Below are 18,734 nucleotides of genomic sequence, written 5' to 3'. Positions count from 1 at the left end.
ATCTCAGTCTAATTAGTTAGCAAGGCTAACTATTTTAATGCCAGTAAAAATAGATGGCAATAAAAAACCGCTGCGAGGCAGCGGCTTCAATCACAATAGTCATTGACTACTTTAAACGGGCCTGTTTATTTGGAGAATGAGTCATCCCTTTTTGATGCGCTGCATCATAAATGCCCTGTAGTTCGAGAAAGGCGTAGCGATGTTCAACATATTCAAAGACATTGAAAGAAATAGCCAATTTATAGAATGAAATCGCTTTGGCTAGATCTTCATCGGTTCCTTGAGCTTGGTAACGTTTACCTAAATAGAAATAAACTTCCGTCAAACGCTGGGCCAAAACAGTGCGTTCACTAGTGGTTTCCATGATGGTTTTAAAAGCCTCTCTCTCGGAAACCTCACCTAAAATAATCCCTACTAAAAACCATCCCCACTGGTTATCACGGGCCGCATATCTAGCAAGCAACTCTTCTTTTGCAACATGGGGGGAAACTTTAGACTTGACTATATACAGCCAAAGAGCTCGGAATGAATCACTGGGGTCTTGTTCGTAATGGAACTGCATATCTTCAAGCGCTAGTTCAATACGATCGCCATAGTACAAAGCAATAGCACGATTCCTTGCTGCGTATGAGTTCTCAGGAGCCAACTCCAAAGCAGAATCAAATGCATCATAGGCAGCATCAAAGTCTCTATTTTCTGTGAAATAGACGCCTAACAAATTGAAGAGATCAGCCTGAGCAGGGTAGATTGCTAATGATTGTTCATAATCTAATCGAGCTAAGTTTCTGAGGCCAACATTATCATAATGATTTCCCCTTTCGTTCAGCATTTTAGCTCTCGTTTCGTTGGGTAAATCGGGGCGTTGTAACAGTTGGCTTAATCTTGCTATCTGTACTTCTTGTTGCAAAGTGGGCTGTAACGCTTCAACCATCGGCGGCAATATCCAATCAGGCTGCTGATCGAATATAGACGCACAACCGCCTGTCACTAACAAAGCCATACTAAGTGTTGCGGTTTGAAACCATTTCACAAATAAATACTCCTGTTGCTGAGCCTTTAACCCAGACTGGTCCGCATTAAAAAAGGGAGCGTGATGCTCCCTTTATAACATGCTTTTAGCAAAATAGGCTAATACACAACACCAGCCTACTTAGCGATATCCGCATTATGCGTCTGTTGCTGGTTTCTCTTCAGAAACCGCTTCTTCAGTCTTTTCAACTGCTTCTTTCATGCTCAGACGTACACGGCCCTGACGGTCGATTTCAAGGACTTTAACTTGAACTTCTTGACCTTCAGCTAGGTAGTCAGACACTTTCTCAACACGCTTGTCAGCGATTTGCGAGATGTGTACTAGACCATCTTTACCAGGCAGGATAGTTACGAATGCACCGAAGTCTGCTAGACGCGCTACTTTACCTGTGTAGATGCGACCAACTTCAACTTCTGCTGTGATCTCTTCGATACGACGGATTGCTTCTTTCGCAGCTGTACCTTCAGTTGCAGCAATCTTGATTGTACCGTCGTCTTCGATTTCGATAGTTGTACCAGTCTCTTCAGTTAGAGCACGGATAACTGCACCACCTTTACCGATAACATCTTTGATCTTCTCAGCGCTGATCTTCATTGTGTGAATGCGAGGAGCGAATTCAGAGATATCTTCACGAGCACCAGAAATAGCTTCATCCATTACAGATAGGATGTGCTTACGTGCACCTTGCGCTTGGTTAAGAGCAATTTGCATGATCTCTTTAGTGATACCTTCGATCTTGATATCCATCTGAAGTGCAGTAATACCAGTGTTAGTACCTGCTACTTTAAAGTCCATATCACCTAGGTGGTCTTCGTCACCAAGGATGTCAGAAAGAACAACGAAGTCGTCGCCTTCTTTCACAAGACCCATTGCAATACCTGCAACAGAAGATTTGATTGGCACACCAGCGTCCATAAGTGCTAGAGACGTACCACATACAGAAGCCATTGAAGAAGAACCATTAGATTCAGTGATTTCTGATACTACACGTACTGTGTATGGGAACTCGTCTACAGATGGCATTACTGCAGCAATACCACGCTTAGCAAGTTTACCGTGGCCGATTTCACGACGCTTAGGAGAACCTACAAAACCAGTCTCACCTACACAGTATGGAGGGAAGTTGTAGTGTAGTAGGAAGTGATCTTTACGCTCACCCGTTAGCTCGTCGATGATTTGAGCATCGCGCTGCGTACCTAGAGTCGCAGTTACAAGCGCCTGAGTTTCACCTCGAGTGAATAGCGATGAACCGTGAGTACGTGGAAGAACACCAGTGCGTACGTCTAGCGCACGAACCATATCTTTTTCACGACCATCGATACGTGGGTTACCAGCGATGATGCTGCGACGTACCACTGTCTTCTCTAGATCGTGGAAGATAGTGTGGATTTCTTTTGTGTTTGCTTCTGGATCTTCAGCAAGAAGAACTTCGTTTACTTCACCAGCAATCTCGTGGATGCGGTCGTAACGAGCCATCTTCTCAGTGATTTGGTAAGCTTCAACTAGCTTAGCTTCAGCAAGTTCAGCGATCTTGTTTACAAGCGTTGTGTTCTCTTCTGGAGCAACCCAATCCCAAGCAGGAGTAGCCACTTCCGCTTTGAATTCGTTGATCGCATTGATCACAACTTGCTGTTGATCGTGACCGTAAACAACAGCAGATAGCATCTCTTCTTCAGTTAGGTTGTCAGCTTCTGACTCAACCATAAGAACAGCGCCTTCAGTACCCGCAACAACTAGGTCTAGTTTAGATGTTTCTAGTTCAGTGGTGCTTGGGTTAAGAACAAGTTGACCGTCGATGTGACCAACACGTGCCGCACCGATAGGACCATTGAACGGGATACCAGAAATAGCAAGTGCCGCTGACGTACCAATCATAGTTACGATGTCAGGTTGAACGTCTGGGTTTACAGACACAACTGTCGCGATAACTTGAACTTCGTTTTTGAATGCATCTGGGAAAAGTGGACGGATTGGACGGTCGATTAGACGAGCCGTTAGCGTTTCACCTTCAGAAGGGCGACCTTCACGCTTAAAGAAACCACCAGGGATTTTACCCGCAGCGTAAGTACGCTCTTGGTAGTTAACCGTTAGAGGGAAGAAGTCTTGACCTTCTACCGCTTCTTTTTTACCTACAACAGATACGAATACCGCAGTATCATCCATTGTTACCATAACTGCTGCTGTAGCTTGACGTGCAATAACGCCAGTTTCTAGAGTAACTGTGTGGTTACCGTACTGGAACGTTTTAACAACTGGTTTTTCGAACATGAAAATTCCTTGTTGGATTTTGAGTGAATCCACCACTACCAATCGCGACTAGTGAAAGCAGGCTACCTCACCTCCCATTGAGCTTTGCCAAAAGAAAGACCAATAGAAAGTTAACCAACTTTTAATAGCCGCGACCATTTGGTCGACTTACGTGACTGTAGTCAGTGGACAAAAATGCCGCTATTCCGAAACCTATCGTAAGGTTACTAAAATAGCGGCACGATTATAGACTAGTTCGAGGGGTAAATCCCGTAGAATTTATTGAAACTGTTCAACGTAAAAGGGACCGCAAAGGGCAAATATCTGAAAGCGAAATAATAACCATCATTATTGCTTTTCATATATCGCATCAACGTAGCTTTAAGAATTTTTATCTTAGTCTCATTTAAAACTACGCCACTCATACCTTTAAACGTCCTCTAGAATTTCACAGTCTGGGAACGCATCGCGAAATTTTTGTGGGGCTCTAATCGACTCATAGCCCTGCTCTGCGTTATAGCCCCAGCGGTACAAAGGCTCTACCGCACGACGCAAGTCGAGCTTCTTCAGTTTTTTTAGCTTAAACAGCACCTTGGGAAACTCAGAAAAGTGATTAAAGGAGAGATCCAGCTCCTCCAACTCAGTCAGCTCAGCCAATTTCGGCGGCAACTTTTCCAAATGGTTGAATCTCAAGTTTAACTTCTTCACCTGCAGGTAACGTTCGAAATTAGCAGGCAACGCATTCAAGTAGGAGTTGTGCAGGTCAAGCTCAGTGATCCGAGTCTGTTCGGGCAGCGTTTCCGGTAAACGAGTCTTCGGATTACCCAACTCATAGCTGTTCTGCATGTAGATGTCAGGGAAGCGATGGCAGTTGATCAAATGCTCCTCATCGGCATCTTTCACCATCAACTCGAAGCCACAGGCTCTGTTCCAATTGAGGCACTCCCCTTCCACGAACGAGCGGGTGATGGCTTGGCGGCGCTCACACTCCTCTTTCTGGGTCAGCAGCCACAACAGCCCCTCGCCATAGCGGTCAAAGTAGGCTTTAGAGAAATCGATACACAGAGGACGCCCCCAACGTTTGGTCAACCCCTTGAGCTTCTTAAACATCGGCCCTTCACCGGTTGGGTGACCTTCCCAGTTCAGACCTCGCAGGTCCGACTCGAAGAAGATGCGATCTTTTACCGCCAACTGGAACAGGTAGTCCCCCTTACCAGCCAGCAATTGCTGTATCGATTTACGCAGTGCTTTATCGCTGGTGGTTTTCAGAATCAGGAACAACGGTATCCACATCACTTCTGTGACGCCCCCTTGAGCTAACATCTCCACCGCCACTTGATGGGAGGCTTCATCTGGAGAGTTCAACATCGTCATCACGGTATCAACCATGCCGCTGTCAACAGCTTGCTCCTGTTGCAAAAACTGCGGCGCCGCCTGCTCAAACCACTGGCTTAGGGCAGTATCGTCTATCAGCAGATGATGCTGTAGATCCAGCAGCTCGGTCTGCTTCGGATTGGCACCAACCAACACGTGGGTCACGCTGTCGTTCAACTTCTTGCTGATGCTAAAGCCCAGCTCCTCTGCCTTAGCCTTGAGCTCGGTGAGCTTAAACCCACTCTTACCACAGACAAATAGCACAGTATCACTACCGAGTGTGCGGCAAGTTAACGCCTGCTCGGCGTTGGCCCTCAGCCAGGCGTGAGCGTGTTTCTTAAATGGAGAGTACTTCGCCTCAAGGAAGGTCAAATGGAAGCGGCCCTCCATCTGAGGCAGGTCTCTTGGTTTTGGCGCATGATACAGCTGTTGCCAGTAAGTTTGGCGCTGCTCAAGAGTTAAGGGTGCATTGAGCAAAATCTTCCGCTGTTTGTTCAGGGCTTCACTGCGGGCCACTTGGTCGTAGATGCCAAACTCCACCTCAATCTTTGGGGGCATGCGCATCAAAAAGTCAGTGCGATCGCCGCTTTGTGCCGTCAGGTTGAGAGCCAGACGCTTCAGCGATGGTGCGGTCAGCAGTTGTTCCAATGCAGGCAATGTGATGCATGGGCCATGATGACTAAACTGCTCGATTCGAATCTCGGTGATGCCTGTCATGGCGCTCAGATCCCCAAGCTGATCGGTAGGGCCATTGCTTACTCGAAGCCGTGTAATACCGGGATGCTGACGCAGCGTTAACGGCAGCTCAGCATCAGTAAAACCTTCCAGCTGCAAGTAGTCCAATTTGGTTAAGGCGCTAAGCACCTTGGCTTCGCCCAACTCTCCCGAGTCACGCAGCTCCAATTTCGTCAGCTGCGGTGAGTTTTTCAGGCCGTCCAGTTGCGCAAATGGCACACCGGTGGCAAACAGGTGATCCAAGTGTGGCAAATTAAGCTCACCAACCACTCCTTTGCCCTCAGAGAATAGATAGATTGAGGTTAAGGATTGCAGCGGCGCTACTAGTTCCGTCAAGTTATAACTGGCGTTGTGGGGCAGGAACATCAAACGCTCAGCGCTGCCCAGTTGGCAAAACAGATCGCTGGCAACCTCAGTGTCATTGAGCCCTACATTTAGGTGCAGCTCCTTCACAGATTTAGCCCGAATCAAGCCACCGGGAGCCACAATTAACTTATCGGCCTCCAGTCGCATCTCATCAAGTTCAGCGTTTCCAGCATCGATAATTCGCTCTATCTGCATCTGGCAATGGGGAGAGATCGAGATCTTTTTAATTGAGTCGGGCAGCAGCAATTGTTCCACCTCCATCTTATAAGACTCCGCATTGTAGTGGCGACAATAGAGGTGAAGCTCCTTCAGCTCCTGGGCCCCAGAGAGGTTTAGGGCCAGTCGTTCAACTTCATCTACCCGCAGATGTAACGATTGGAGGCGGCTTCCTTCAGGCATCTCCAGAGCCAAAGGTCCCTTCTCCACTTCAAGATAGAGCTCGGTGAGAGCCTGACAGTGTTTAAGATAACCCAATTGGTTGGCTTGGGTAACCACGGCTCCCCGAATCGCCTTAAGGTTTTTAACCATCTCAGGCTTGACGTCGGAAAGCTCCAGCGGGTTGGTTTCGCAGTTGAGAATCTTGAGATTAGGAAACGCACTGAATATCTCAGCATCAATGGGGCGCAGAGGCTCCAGATAGCTACCGAAATAGAGCTCTTCAACGTTAGGGAAAGCTCGGCCGACCTTGTTCCAGTCAGGGGCAACATCACTTATGCGGTAGTGCAGATTGGTGACGTCCGGGTGGATCTGTTCCAACTGTTCCAGATCATACTCATATAAAGAAGCTTTTTTTGTCATCGAAAATTGTGTCCTAACTCATTAATCCTGAAGCACTTCGCAGTCTGGACAGGCCTCTAAAAATGCCTGCGGCACACGCAATTTGTGATAGTGCGAGCCATAATCCTCATCCAGTCCAGGGCGGGTGGCACGGCGAAAATCCAGCTTCTTCAGCCAAGGCATCTTCAATAACACCTTGGGAAATTCACGGAAGTGGTTAAAGGAGAGATCCAGCACCTCAAGTTGAGTAAACTTAGTCATTGCGCTCGGCAGGGAGTCCAACATGTTGTGGGCCAAGCTTAAGCTGGTGATCTCGGTAAATTGGTCGGCACCTTTTGGCAGCGTACTCAATAAGCAGTTGCCCAGATCCAGACGACGAATAGTACGCCCGCAGGCCAACTCCCTTGGAATCTCGATTTTCACTGCGCCCAGTAGGTTATCGTTATTGAGATAGAACATCGGATGCCAGTGCAGGTTAATCTGGGATTCCTTGTCCCAGAACTCCTGAATCTGATCCATCCCCATGCCTCGACGCCAGTTAAGACAATCACCCTCAACCAGTGATTCCAGCATTGGCAAACGCAGCTCAGCTGGGGTCTTTTGCAGCATCACGTAGATAAGGCCTTCGCCATAACGCCTAAAGAACAACTGCGCAAACTCCATACACAGCACGTCGCCCCACTTTCTGCGCTGCTTCTTAAGCTTATCTACCATCACGCCCTGCCCCTTGAGGTTGCCGTAATCGTCGAGGCCACGGCAGTTGTGGAACAGGATGCGATCGTTCACTGCCAGTTGAAAAGCTTCATCCCCCATGCCCGCCAGCAGATGTTTGATCTGCTTACGAAAGCCATTGTCGGCGGTGGTTTTCAAAATCAGAAACAGCGGCAGGCGCATCGCTTCGGTAACCCCACCCTGTTCCAACATCTGTACGGCAACCTTGTGGGACGCTTCATCGGAAGAGGCCAACATCTCCAATACACTGGCCTCCATCAATTCGCCGCCCTCCTGCTGCAGAAACTTAGGCGCATTGACTTCGAAGCACTGCTGCAGTACCGAATCATTAATGATGGCATGGCGCTCAAGGTCGAAACTCTCGGTGTTCTTAGGAGCACTGCCCAGCAAGATGTGAGTGACATTGTCATCCAGTTTCTTGCTGAGACTAAAGCCCACTTCCTCAGCTTTAGCTTTGAGTTCAGTGGCTTTAAAGCCACTGCGTCCGGAAACAAACAAAATACTGTCGACACCAAAAGGTCGCTGCTGCTCATTGTGCTGAGCCAATTGGCTTAGCCACGCTTTGTGCTGCGCCTTAAAGCGGTTGTACTTAGCCGCCATCATCGTCAAATGGAAATTAACTGGCATCGTTGGCAGCTCAGCGGGCTTATACACAGGAGCCAAGATATTCAGGTAGCCTAAAGACTCCTCATCACTTAAGTGAGAGCGCTTTAAGATCTGCCATTCCGCCGCCAATTTTTCGTTGCTGATATCCAGATCCAATTCCGCATTTAAGTTTATCCAGGCGGGTTCAAACTGCTTCAGTTCGATGTCTAGACGCAGCGATTTTAGAGCGGGAATGGTGACCAAGTCCTGCTGTTCTGGCAGTGATGCTTGCTCATGACGCCAAGGCTGAATCCACACGTCAGCAAGAGCCGTCATCTGGCTCATGTCCCCTAGTCGAGGCAAGGTAACTGACAGCAAATTAAGACGCTCAATAGTGCTACTGCTCAGTACCGACGTAGGTAACTGATCCAGTTCCCCTCCTCGTAGGGTCAAACTGGTAAGCGTCGGCAGCTCAGGCATCTGCGATACTTTGCCCTTTATTAAAAAATTACAGTCGTTCAGTTTCGGGCTGTAAGCCAACCAATCCAGTTGATCGCCGTTCAAGCCACAAATCCACGCCCGAGTAAGCTCTGGCAGTACCAACTCATTGGCTTTCTCTAGCGCCCCACTGGCATTGCTGTAATTAAAATCCTCCACCACCACTCCATGAGGCAGCAGTAGTTCTGGGATCTGGGTCTGTTCGCACTTGAGTTCAAACTTAGTAGCTCGAGTCAGCTTGGCAAATAGAGCCGGAGGCAAGGGCGGTGTCGGCTCGGTTAAGGTCAGGGTAAGTCGGTTCAACTCCTTAAGCTCGCCGAGAAGGTCCTCCGCAAGCTCAGCGGAGCCCAAATTCAGAGTTAACTGGTTTAGGCTTTGGTTGGCACCCAAGACAGCGCCGGGCAGTTTTCCGACACAATGGGCATCTAAGGTGAACTCTTGCAGTGAACTTGGCAAACAAAGCTGATTCACAGAAAGAGCTGCCGGGCCATCATCATAGTAATCCAGTTGCCCCAGAACCACAGAGGTCAGTTGGCTGCTCTCAAGATCACAACTGAGTGCCCTTACCTGAGGATCCAGCCCCACCTTAAGTAACTTCAAAGAGGATTGGTCACTGATGGCAACCTTAACGCTGGACTGGTAGAGGCGCACTGTCAACTCAGTCAATTTAGGCAGGCTTGAGAGCAGCGCCAGATCCTCATCTCGGCATTGGCTCAGTTTCAGTTTTTCCAAATTGGCCAGATGCTCCGGATTAACGTTCTCCAACCTCACCGACAGCTTATCGCGACTTCGAGTCGGCATCTCCAGTTCAGATAAGCTGGGGAACTGCTGGAAAAACTCCGCATTGATCTCTTTGCGACCACCGACGCGGCCAAGATCCTCAAAGGTCAGCTTACGAAGTCGAGGGAAGGCTCGGCTGAGCTGCTGCCAACTCTCCATCGGCTCATCACTATCATAAAACAAATGCTCGACATCAAGGTGTACCGATTCCAACAGGGAGTCGTGATTGTAATCTTCCAGTTCCACACTCTGCATGGAGCCTCCTTACGGTTCTGTTCTGGGGGGACGCGACAAAGGCACGGCAATAAGGGTGATAAGCGAGAATCACCTCTAAAATTCGATTAGGTTCAACTTCGAAACGCTGGATGGCAGCAGAAATTGATCAGCTCAATCGAGCATGGTGGATAGGTTTCCAGATCGGTACTGAGAAGTTTCGTCTGTGTATGATTACTGTGCATACCGGGCTTTACGTTAAAATCACCAGCCATCGCTTTCAACGAAATGCTCCTAAAGCTCTTACTATTAAAATCGAACGTGGATTGACCACCTGAGCATTATATGGATAATTAATTTTAAATCATATAGTTAATATGGATTACACTATAAACAACGCCAATCTGTCACGAATCCTAGTCAAACTGATGCTCAATGAGCCCTTTTACGGCCATTATCTGAGTAGTTTTCATAAGGCTACCCTAGAGCGAGGCGACGACGGAACCGCTCCTCTTGAGATAAAACTAAAAGAAAACAGTAACATTCAGTTCATATGCCACTTTGCATCTTGGGGCGTATTGAGTGAGCCTCAGCAGCTAGGGGCACTGAAACATGAAGCCCTGCACTTGGTCTTTGGGCATCCCTTCGGCCGCCACCAATACGCAGACTCAGCCCGTTTTGATCTGGCGGCAGATCTGGTGGTGAATCAATATCTCAGCCCTGACCAATTGGCTCCAAATGCCCCAACTCTCGAACTGGTAAACCAGTGGCTGACCGGATTAGGCGCTCCAGAGTTAGAGCCCCATCACGAACTGGGTTACTACTACCAACGACTGCCCCAAAGCAACCAATTCCCGAGCTATCAGGGTTTTAGCGGCGCAGGGCTTGGGCACCAAAGCTGGAACGCACTGGGCCAGCTCGATGAAGCCCATCGTTCTCTGGTGAGTCAGCAGCTAGACAGTAAACTGGAGGAAAGCGCTCAACGCACCGAGCAGGTAAACGCCAGAGCGCGAGGCCTTTTGCCCGCCAGCGTACTAGAAGCGCTTGCCCAGGCCATTGCTCGTCGTCGCCCTATAGTTAACTGGCGACGTCTACTAAGATTGTTCGCCTCTAGCGCTCGGCGCACCTCAGTAAAAAATACCCTACAACGACCTTCTAAACGCTACGGTACCACTCCCGGAACCCGCATTCAGCCTCATCAACACATTCTGGTCGCTATAGATACTTCGGCCAGTGTCGATGACCAACAGCTCAAGCTTTTTTTTGATGAGCTACACCATATCTGGCGTGCCGGCGCCGAACTCACCATCGTTGAATGCGATACCGAGATTAAAAGTCAATACAGCTACCGTGGTGAACCGCCGAAAACGATCAGTGGACGCGGAGGCACCTGCTTTGACGCACCCATTGAAATGGCCAATCGACTGCGGGTTGATGCCACCATCTACTTCACCGACGGTGAAGCGCCGCCGCCGGAGATTTCGGCGCGGGCACCTATTCTGTGGCTTATCCACAACGACAGAACTTCGATAAAAAACACACCTCTTCGCCAATGCGGTCGGGTGATCCCCATGGCCGATACCAATACCGTCACCGAAACCAGCACGAGACATTCATGACACATAGCCACAACTACAGCTACTACGGCTTAACCTGCCAAGCGCCGGAAGTGCGCAGCTTCATCGAGCATCTGCTACCTAAATCAGGTCAGCGCAGCGTTCCTGTCTGCATCTGGGGCCGTCACGGCATAGGTAAAACCCAGATGGTGGAGCAGATCGCCAAAGATAGAGGAATGCAGTGGCGCACCATTGCTCCAGCTCAGTTTGAGGAGATGGGGGATCTGTTGGGAATGCCTCAGGTAACCCAAAATGAACAGGGAGAAAACGTAACTCAATTTGCCGCTCCCCACTGGGTGCCGACCGAACCTGGACCTGGTATCCTACTGATTGATGACGTTAACCGCGCCGACGAGCGCATCCTTCGAGGCATCATGCAGCTGCTGCAAAACCATGAACTCATCAGCTGGGCACTGCCCGTAGGCTGGCAAATTGTGCTTACAGCAAACCCAGATGGTGGCGACTACTCGGTCACGCCAATGGACGACGCCATGCTGACCCGCATGATGCACATCACCATGGAGTTTGATGCGAAAGCGTGGGCATTGTGGGCAGAAGGTGCCAACATTGATCCTAGAGGCATCGACTTTGTGTTGACCTACCCCGAGCTGGTCAGCGGCGAGCGCACCACCCCTCGCTCTCTAGTACAGTTCTTTCAAGCCATTGCGCCAATTGAGGATCTTAAGTCGCAGCTACCACTAGTGAACATTCTTGCTCGCTCCTGTTTAGATGAAACCACCTGCGCCGCCTTCATCGCCTTTGTGGAACAGAACCTGAGTAAACTGGTTTCGCCTCAGACGATGGTGGAGGCCAAATCCTTCGATAAGGAGATAGCTCCGCAAATTGAGCGTATCGCCGGCGGTGCCGCACCACGAATAGACATTCTGGCCACTCTGTGTACCCGCCTGTACCACTATCTGAAAGTCAGTGGCGTTAAGCTTAAACCGGCTCAAATTGGCAATGTTCAGGCGTTTCTTAAGCTAGGTTTCCTACCAAACGATCTGCGTCTTGGACTGATGCAGGATCTGATGAACAGCGGTAATGCTTCGGTGAAAGGGGTATTAGCAGATGCGGAACTGGCTAAGCTGTTCCTAAGTAACGCTTAACCTTGTTACCACTTCCCTAAATAAAAATGCCAGTTCGCTAAGAGAACTGGCATTTTTATTTAAGGCGATTGATCACTTACTTTTCAGCAAGGATATAACAAATAGAACTGTCAATTTATGAATTTCAGATACAAAAAAGGGGCTAAAAGCCCCTTTTTCGACAAACTGTTCTATGCAGTCGCTTATTAGCGACGTAGGCCTAGACGCTTGATTAGGTCGTGGTAACGATCTAGATCTTTACCTTTAAGGTAATCTAGAAGCTTACGACGACGAGAAACCATACGTAGAAGACCACGACGGCTGTGGTGATCGCCTTTATGCGCTTTGAAGTGACCTTGTAGGTGGTTGATAGAAGCTGTAAGTAGAGCTACTTGTACTTCTGGTGAACCAGTGTCGCCTTCGCCACGTGCGTAATCTGCAACGATTGTTGCTTTAGTTTCTGCATTCAGAGACATAATTCTCTCCTAATAAGAGTAGGTTAAACGTTGTGCCAGCCAATCTCTGATTCAGCCGACACGAGGAGCGCGAATTATAGGGGATGTACATAGGTTAAGCAATAGGTAATTGCGCGCTTCGCGCGGGAGACAGATACCGGGATGCGGGAAGCGGGAACGGACTTCGTCCTATGGAGAGCTGGAGAGCTGGAGACGTCAGCTAATAAGAGCATCCCTTTCATCAGAGTCATCCCCGAGAGCGAGGCACGAGCGAGTTGGGGATCTCTTACAGCAAGCAAAAAGCTTTATGAGATTCCCTACTCCTTCCTTCGTCAGTCTATGGAATGACAGTTTACCTCTCAAAGGACGTTGTCCACCTTAGATTTTCAACGCGTAGCACTCCAGTAGGGCGAAGCCCGATCCCGTTTTCCCGAAACGAAGTGTTCTACAGGACGAAGTCCGTTCCAAAAGCGAAGCGTTCCCGAAGGACGAAGTCCGTTCCGTTGTTGCCCTTTTCTGTTACACTTAGCAGATTAAAGCTACCTAATTGAAATAACAGGATTCCTTATGAAAATCGGCATCATCGGTGCAATGGAGCAAGAAGTCTCTATTCTTAAGCAAGCTATTGAAAACTGCCAAGAAGTCTCGAAAGCAGGTTGTACTTTCTACGCGGGTAAGCTTAATGGTGTAGAAGTCGTTCTCCTTCAATCAGGTATCGGCAAAGTTGCTGCTGCGATAGGCACAACTATGCTTATTGACGAGTACCAGCCTGATGTTGTGATTAACACAGGTTCTGCAGGTGGCTTTGACTCAAGCCTAAACCTTGGCGACGTTGTTATTTCAACTGAAGTACGTCACCACGATGCAGACGTCACAGCATTTGGCTACGAAATGGGCCAAATGGCCCAGCAACCAGCGGCTTTCTTAGCTGATGAAAAACTGATGGATGTGGCTGAAAAAGCACTGGCGCAAATGGAAGACAAGCACGCCGTCCGCGGCCTGATTTGCACTGGAGATGCTTTTGTCTGCACCGCTGAGCGTCAAGCGTTTATCCGTACACATTTCCCATCAGTGATTGCCGTTGAAATGGAAGCCTCTGCGATTGCTCAGGCTTGTCACCAATTTAAAGTACCGTTTGTTGTCGTTCGTGCCATTTCAGACGTAGCTGACAAAGAGTCACCAATGAGTTTCGAAGAGTTTCTACCGCTAGCGGCAAAGAGCTCTTCTGAAATGGTCTTCAAAATGGTTGAGTTGCTTAGAGCATAATCGAAATCAAGTGACTGATAATCATGGAAGAGACTTTTAATCAGTTATATTCAAACGGAGCGCTTCTAGTGTTATGGGGCGCTTTATTGTTTCATCTTATCCTCCCTTTTCCCCGTGAAGCGCACCCAGCTACTCTCTGGCACAAATTTGCTGAACAACTGGCCGACAAGGTCAATACCAATTCCAGTTATTCACAAAGTATGATCTCTGGCACTCTGGCATGGTTGCTGATGATCACGCCTATGCTGATCGTGCTGATCGCCTTAAAGCCTCTGGTTTGGCAGACCCAGCTGTTTGAGCTTGCCCTGTTATTGCTCGCTATAGACTGGCGTAATACCGATAAATTCACTGCACACTTTGTCGAAGCACTGGCGAGAGAAGATAAAGAGCACGCTAAAATGCTGCTCAAACCAATGGTAAACCGTTCAACCCAATCGCTATCCCTTCTCGGCTTAGGGAAAGCCGGCACAGAAACGCTAATCATGTCTTACGGTCGCAACGTGGTCGCTGTACTGTTTTGGTACGCCATCGCAGGCGGAATTGGTGCCTTTATTTATCGAATGACTGTTGAGCTAGCTCGTGCTTGGTCTCCATCTCGCGAGAAATTCTCTCCTTTTGGCCTGCCAGTCATTCGTGTCGTGGCGGTGTTAGACTATATCCCCCTGCGCCTATTTGCACTAATGATTGCATTGGGAAAACGCACCCGTGAAGTGTTTGCACTATTCAAGCAACAAGCGAGTAGTTGGCCGCTACCAGGTCCATCATGGTTGATCATAGCTGTCGGTGCGAAACAAGAACTTTCTCTCGGAGGGCCTGCTATTTATGACGGTAAGAAATCGGTACGCAGCAAGCTGGGAGGACGAATAGCGCCCTCTGCCATACATATTGCTCAAGTACAGCGCCTACTAGCATGGCGAATGTTCGCTTGGATCATGGTGCAAAGCGCTATCATGGGCCTCATTTACCAAGGAATCTAAATGCAGATACGGCTGCTTACCCTCGTTACAATACTGTTTTCCGCGCTGGTTAACGCAGAACCAGTGGAGCGCGTAATTAGCTTAGCCCCTCACGCGACCGAAATAGCTTATGCTGCAGGTTTGGGCGACAAACTAATCGCCGTAAGTGACCACAGCGATTACCCTGAAGAGGCAACAAAGCTGGAAAAGGTTTCCAACTACCAAGGCATAAAACTAGAGCGCATTATCGCGCTCCAACCAGATCTTGTGATTGCATGGCCAGCCGGAAATCCGGCGAAAGAACTGGAAAAGCTGAAACAATTTGGTATCAACATTTACTACTCGACCACCAGCTCACTGGATGACATTGCCAACAACATCGAACAATTAAGTCAATATTCGCAAGATCCATCCGTCGGACTCAATGCAGCCAAGCAATATAGAAGTCGGCTGGCAACATTTAAACAGCGCTATCAAACAGACCTCCCAGTGAGGTATTTCTACCAGCTAAGCGAACAGCCGATCATTACCGTCGCAAAAGGGAATTGGCCAAGCGAAGTATTTTCGTTTTGTGGAGGTGAGAATGTGTTTGCAAAAAGTGCAGTGCCGTACCCACAAGTTGGCACTGAACAAGTGGTGTTAAGTGAACCAGAAGTCATCTTTACTTCAGAGCATGCCATCGCAAAAGGGAGCCCTTGGTTAGACTGGAAACAACAGTTGTCAGCGGTAGAAAACGGATACATCTGGTCACTGAATTCAGATTGGCTCAACCGACCGACGCCCAGAACACTTAATGCAATTAAAGAAGTTTGTGAGCACTTCGAAACCGTCAGGCGAAATCGCTAACACCGTTTAGGTCTGATACCATACAATCCGCCGTCGTTTTTGTTCCTCAGGATCAACTGAGCATTTGTAAGAGATATTCATCCCGTGGATTCCATGCTGCTATACAGTGTCGATTTATTCGGCACCGCAATTTTCGCTATCTCCGGAGTACTGCTTGCTGGCCGACTCAAAATGGACCCTTTTGGTGTTGCCGTACTTGGCAGCGTAACCGCTATTGGAGGCGGTACAATCCGTGACATGGCATTAGGTGCCACCCCGGTATTCTGGATTACTGACACCAATTATTTATGGACCATTTTGATCACCTGCCTGCTAACGATGCTCATTGTTCGCCGTCCTAAACGTCTCGCTTGGTGGATTTTGCCAGTATGTGATGCAATCGGTCTTGCGGTGTTTGTTGGTATTGGTGTTGATAAAACCATGGCCTATCAGGATTCAGCACTGGTTGCCATTATCATGGGTGTAATTACTGGATGTGGAGGCGGTATCATCCGTGATGTGCTTGCGCGGGAAGTGCCTATGGTACTGAGAAGTGAAGTCTATGCTACTGCGTGTATCATCGGTGGAGTATTCCACACCACGGCGCTGGCGATGGGGCATGATCCTGACACTGCATTCTTAGCAGGCGTCTTTTCTACTTTGTTGATTCGCCTAGGTGCGATTCGCTGGCACTTGTCTCTACCAACATTTGCTTTGAATCGTTAAACAAGAGTTGTTGCTCTTATTGTCATTCCTTAGAACGAAGCATGAGTGAGTAAGGAATCTCTATACCCTATTCGACTTGCTTTAAGAGATCCCCAACTCGTTCGTTCCTCACTCTTGAGGATGACAGTAGTAAGGCAAGGAATGATTCTCGGGTAACTACCCACAGAGACAAAAAAGGTCACCGAGGTGACCTTTTTTATATTCAAGCGACGCAGATTATTTCTGCACTCGGCGCAGTACAACTTTCAGCAAGTCAAAATCATTAGCTAGGTCTTCAGATAGAAGCTCCATTGCTGCGTGCTTTGCGAGTGGTCCTGGTAGTTCGATATCGGAACCTAGAATATCATCGACTACTTCTTTGAACTTAGCTGGGTGAGCCGTACAAAGGAATAGACCCGTTTCACCTTCTTGCAATTGCTCTTCAAGGACGCGGTATGCAATCGCACCGTGTGGCTCACATAAGTAACCAAGCGAGTGCAAGTCTTTCACCGACTGCGCACTTTGCTCATCAGAAACCGCACCTTTGCCTAGAGTCTCTAAGCCCCACTCTTTCACGCGGCATAGCTCTTCGATACGTGGCCAGTTGTTTGGCTGGCTGACATCCATAGCATTCGATGTGGTTGCTACTGTTGGCTTGGGCTCCCACTTACCGGTTTCTAGGTAGCGCGGCACGGTATCATTAGCGTTAGTCGCAGCAATAAAACGTTTGATTGGTAAACCAAGTGCTTTAGCCAATAGGCCCGCGGTTAAGTTACCAAAGTTACCACTTGGTACAGAAACAACAAGGTTTTCACGCTGCTCTTTGCTCAGCTGAGAAGCCGCTTCAAAGTAATAACAGATTTGCGCCATCAAACGACTGATGTTGATTGAGTTTGCTGAGTTTAGGCCAATTTCTTCACGTAACGCAGCATCATCGAAAGCTTGTTTCACAAGCGCCTGACAAGCATCGAAGTCACCATCGATCGCTACAGTGTGAATGTTTTTTCCAAGCGTACAGAATAGCTTCTCTTGCAATGGGCTGATCTTACCTTTAGGGTAAAGAATCACCACATTGATGTCTTCCATTCCATAGAAGGCATGAGCCACTGCTGCACCCGTATCACCCGATGTTGCGGTTAGGATGGTTATTTTACCGCCATCAGAAACAGCCGCGAGTGATTGCGCCATAAAACGACCACCAAAGTCTTTAAACGCTAGAGTTGGACCATGGAACAATTCTAGGGCATAGACACCATCTTTAACTTGATTGATTGGCGCAGGGAATTGGAAAGCCGCATCCACTAGCGAGTTCACTTTCTCTTCCGCAAGCTCATCACCAATTAACGCAGAAAGAACTTTTGTACTACGTGAAACAAAATCTTCTGCTAACAGGGCATCGATATCATCGAACTTAGGCAACTCTTGTGGAAAAAAGAGGCCTTGGTTACGACCTAACCCTTGGCGAACGGCTTGGCCAAAGGAAACTTGTTCATCATTTTCTTTTATATTGTAAAGCTTCATAGCTCACTTCCTGTTACTTTCGAGCCCTGTTTGTCTAAACGACAAACATGGACGAATCCTTCTTGGTTTTGTACGTAATTTTGTTCTAACCAGCGAGCAACTCGCTCAGCGACATCTTTATCTTTGCAAATGCTAAACAGCGTCGGACCACTTCCAGAAATACCAGTAGCTAAAGCACCAGCTGTAGCTGCATATTTACGTGCATCAGCAAAGCCTGGTAGCAGTTTCTCACGATACGGTTCAGCGATCACGTCTTTGATCATCTTAGCCGCCAGCTCTGGCTGGTTCGAATGGCAAGCATGGATAAAGCCGGCCAAGTGTCGACCATGAGCAATGATATCCTGACGACGATACTGAGATGGTAGGATCTCACGGGCTTCTGCCGTTGATACTTTAATACCCGGATACGCCATAACCCAGAACCAGTCATCAAAACATGGTACTTCCTGGCTGATGATGCCAAGCTCTTCAAGCATCAACTGAACACCACCTAGGTAGCATGGTGCGACATTGTCGTAATGTATACCACCAGATATCTGCCCTTCCATCTCACCCATCAATGCCAACAGCTCAGTTTTATCCAACGGGTTACCATGGAACTGGTTTAGCGCATCCAGAGCCGCGACAATAGAACAGGCACTAGAGCCTAACCCAGAACCGATAGGCATGTTCTTCTCAAGCGTCATTTCAAGGGGTAACAGAGCCACGCCTTTCTTATCTAGCTCTCTGGCGAACACTTGCCAACAATCATAAACGATATTTTCTTTAGGGTTTTCCGGTAACTTGGAAACAAAATCGCCCGCCGTTTTGAGGCTAAAAGACTCGTTTCCAGCTTTCACCATCACTCGATCGCCGAGCAAGGTGCCATCAATAGGCGATACTGCAGCGCCGAGTACGTCAAAACCAACACTCACGTTACCAATTGACGCTGGGGCGTAAACCACCACATCCATACCACTACTCATTCG

The 18,734-nt window shown here is 48.4% G+C and carries 14 protein-coding genes and 1 pseudogene; 8 read left to right on the top strand and 7 right to left on the bottom strand.

What is annotated here, in order from left to right; translation table 11 throughout:
- Positions 1–106 precede the first annotated feature (106 nt).
- Both nlpI and pnp read right to left on the bottom strand, forming a co-directional pair.
- Positions 107–1,030: a lipoprotein NlpI gene (gene nlpI, locus OH455_RS13650; protein ID WP_269981780.1), complete on the bottom strand. Its 924-nt coding sequence runs from the start codon at positions 1,028–1,030 to the stop codon at positions 107–109.
- A gap of 135 nt (positions 1,031–1,165) precedes the next feature.
- A complete protein-coding gene (gene pnp, locus OH455_RS13645; protein ID WP_206375992.1) occupies positions 1,166–3,298 on the bottom strand; it encodes a polyribonucleotide nucleotidyltransferase in 2,133 nt (710 codons plus the stop codon).
- Positions 3,299–3,558: 260 nt separating this feature from the next.
- On the opposite strand from pnp, the pseudogene OH455_RS13640 reads away from it, so the two are divergent.
- Positions 3,559–3,684, top strand: a pseudogene (locus OH455_RS13640) (IS982 family transposase); the annotation flags it as partial.
- A 22-nt stretch (positions 3,685–3,706) separates the two neighbouring features.
- Here OH455_RS13640 and OH455_RS13635 read toward each other — a convergent pair.
- On the bottom strand, positions 3,707–6,550 hold the full coding sequence (locus OH455_RS13635) for a BRCT domain-containing protein (RefSeq protein ID WP_269981779.1): 2,844 nt from the start codon (positions 6,548–6,550) through the stop codon (positions 3,707–3,709).
- Between the two features lie 21 nt (positions 6,551–6,571).
- Complete coding sequence (locus tag OH455_RS13630) at positions 6,572–9,379, bottom strand: leucine-rich repeat domain-containing protein (protein ID WP_269981778.1); 2,808 nt, start codon at positions 9,377–9,379, stop codon at positions 6,572–6,574.
- 110 nt (positions 9,380–9,489) lie between these two features.
- Here OH455_RS13630 and OH455_RS13625 point away from each other — a divergent pair, with 110 nt between their 5' ends.
- The 3 genes from OH455_RS13625 to OH455_RS13615 are packed head-to-tail and all read left to right on the top strand — an operon-like array spanning position 9,490 to position 12,059.
- Complete coding sequence (locus tag OH455_RS13625; protein WP_269981777.1) at positions 9,490–9,675, top strand: hypothetical protein; 186 nt, start codon at positions 9,490–9,492, stop codon at positions 9,673–9,675.
- 39 nt (positions 9,676–9,714) lie between these two features.
- Positions 9,715–10,956 carry a vWA domain-containing protein gene (locus OH455_RS13620; RefSeq protein ID WP_269981776.1) on the top strand — a complete coding sequence of 414 codons (1,242 nt, stop codon included), beginning with the start codon at positions 9,715–9,717 and terminating at the stop codon, positions 10,954–10,956.
- A complete protein-coding gene (locus OH455_RS13615) occupies positions 10,953–12,059 on the top strand; it encodes an ATP-binding protein (RefSeq protein ID WP_269981775.1) in 1,107 nt (368 codons plus the stop codon). Before OH455_RS13620 ends, OH455_RS13615 begins: the two co-directional genes overlap by 4 nt.
- A 185-nt stretch (positions 12,060–12,244) precedes the next feature.
- Here the strand turns inward: OH455_RS13615 and rpsO are convergent, their stop codons facing one another.
- Positions 12,245–12,514: a 30S ribosomal protein S15 gene (rpsO, locus tag OH455_RS13610; protein ID WP_045975369.1), complete on the bottom strand. Its 270-nt coding sequence runs from the start codon at positions 12,512–12,514 to the stop codon at positions 12,245–12,247.
- 546 nt (positions 12,515–13,060) lie between these two features.
- Between rpsO and mtnN the strand changes: the two genes are divergently transcribed.
- From mtnN to OH455_RS13590, 4 genes are all read left to right on the top strand, one after another.
- Positions 13,061–13,759: a 5'-methylthioadenosine/S-adenosylhomocysteine nucleosidase gene (mtnN, locus tag OH455_RS13605; protein WP_269981774.1), complete on the top strand. Its 699-nt coding sequence runs from the start codon at positions 13,061–13,063 to the stop codon at positions 13,757–13,759.
- 23 nt (positions 13,760–13,782) lie between these two features.
- Positions 13,783–14,736 (top strand): cobalamin biosynthesis family protein, encoded by a 954-nt coding sequence (locus OH455_RS13600; RefSeq protein WP_269981773.1) that lies wholly within the window; start codon positions 13,783–13,785, stop codon positions 14,734–14,736.
- Entirely contained in the window at positions 14,737–15,561 is an 825-nt protein-coding gene (gene btuF, locus OH455_RS13595; RefSeq protein WP_269981772.1) for a vitamin B12 ABC transporter substrate-binding protein BtuF, read from the top strand.
- 84 nt (positions 15,562–15,645) lie between these two features.
- Positions 15,646–16,266 carry a TRIC cation channel family protein gene (locus OH455_RS13590; protein ID WP_206369841.1) on the top strand — a complete coding sequence of 207 codons (621 nt, stop codon included), beginning with the start codon at positions 15,646–15,648 and terminating at the stop codon, positions 16,264–16,266.
- A 216-nt stretch (positions 16,267–16,482) separates the two neighbouring features.
- Here OH455_RS13590 and thrC read toward each other — a convergent pair whose 3' ends face one another.
- Entirely contained in the window at positions 16,483–17,766 is a 1,284-nt protein-coding gene (gene thrC, locus OH455_RS13585) for a threonine synthase (RefSeq protein ID WP_269981771.1), read from the bottom strand.
- Positions 17,763–18,719: a homoserine kinase gene (thrB, locus tag OH455_RS13580; protein ID WP_269981803.1), complete on the bottom strand. Its 957-nt coding sequence runs from the start codon at positions 18,717–18,719 to the stop codon at positions 17,763–17,765. The genes thrC and thrB overlap by 4 nt, the downstream gene beginning before the upstream one ends.
- Between the last annotated feature and the right edge of the window lie 15 nt (positions 18,720–18,734).

This window comes from Vibrio sp. T11.5 (assembly GCF_027587155.1).
Taxonomy (GTDB): Bacteria; Pseudomonadota; Gammaproteobacteria; order Enterobacterales; family Vibrionaceae; genus Vibrio; species Vibrio neptunius.
The sequence above is the reverse complement of the archived record's forward strand: the minus strand, read 5'-3'. Positions and strand labels throughout refer to the sequence as shown.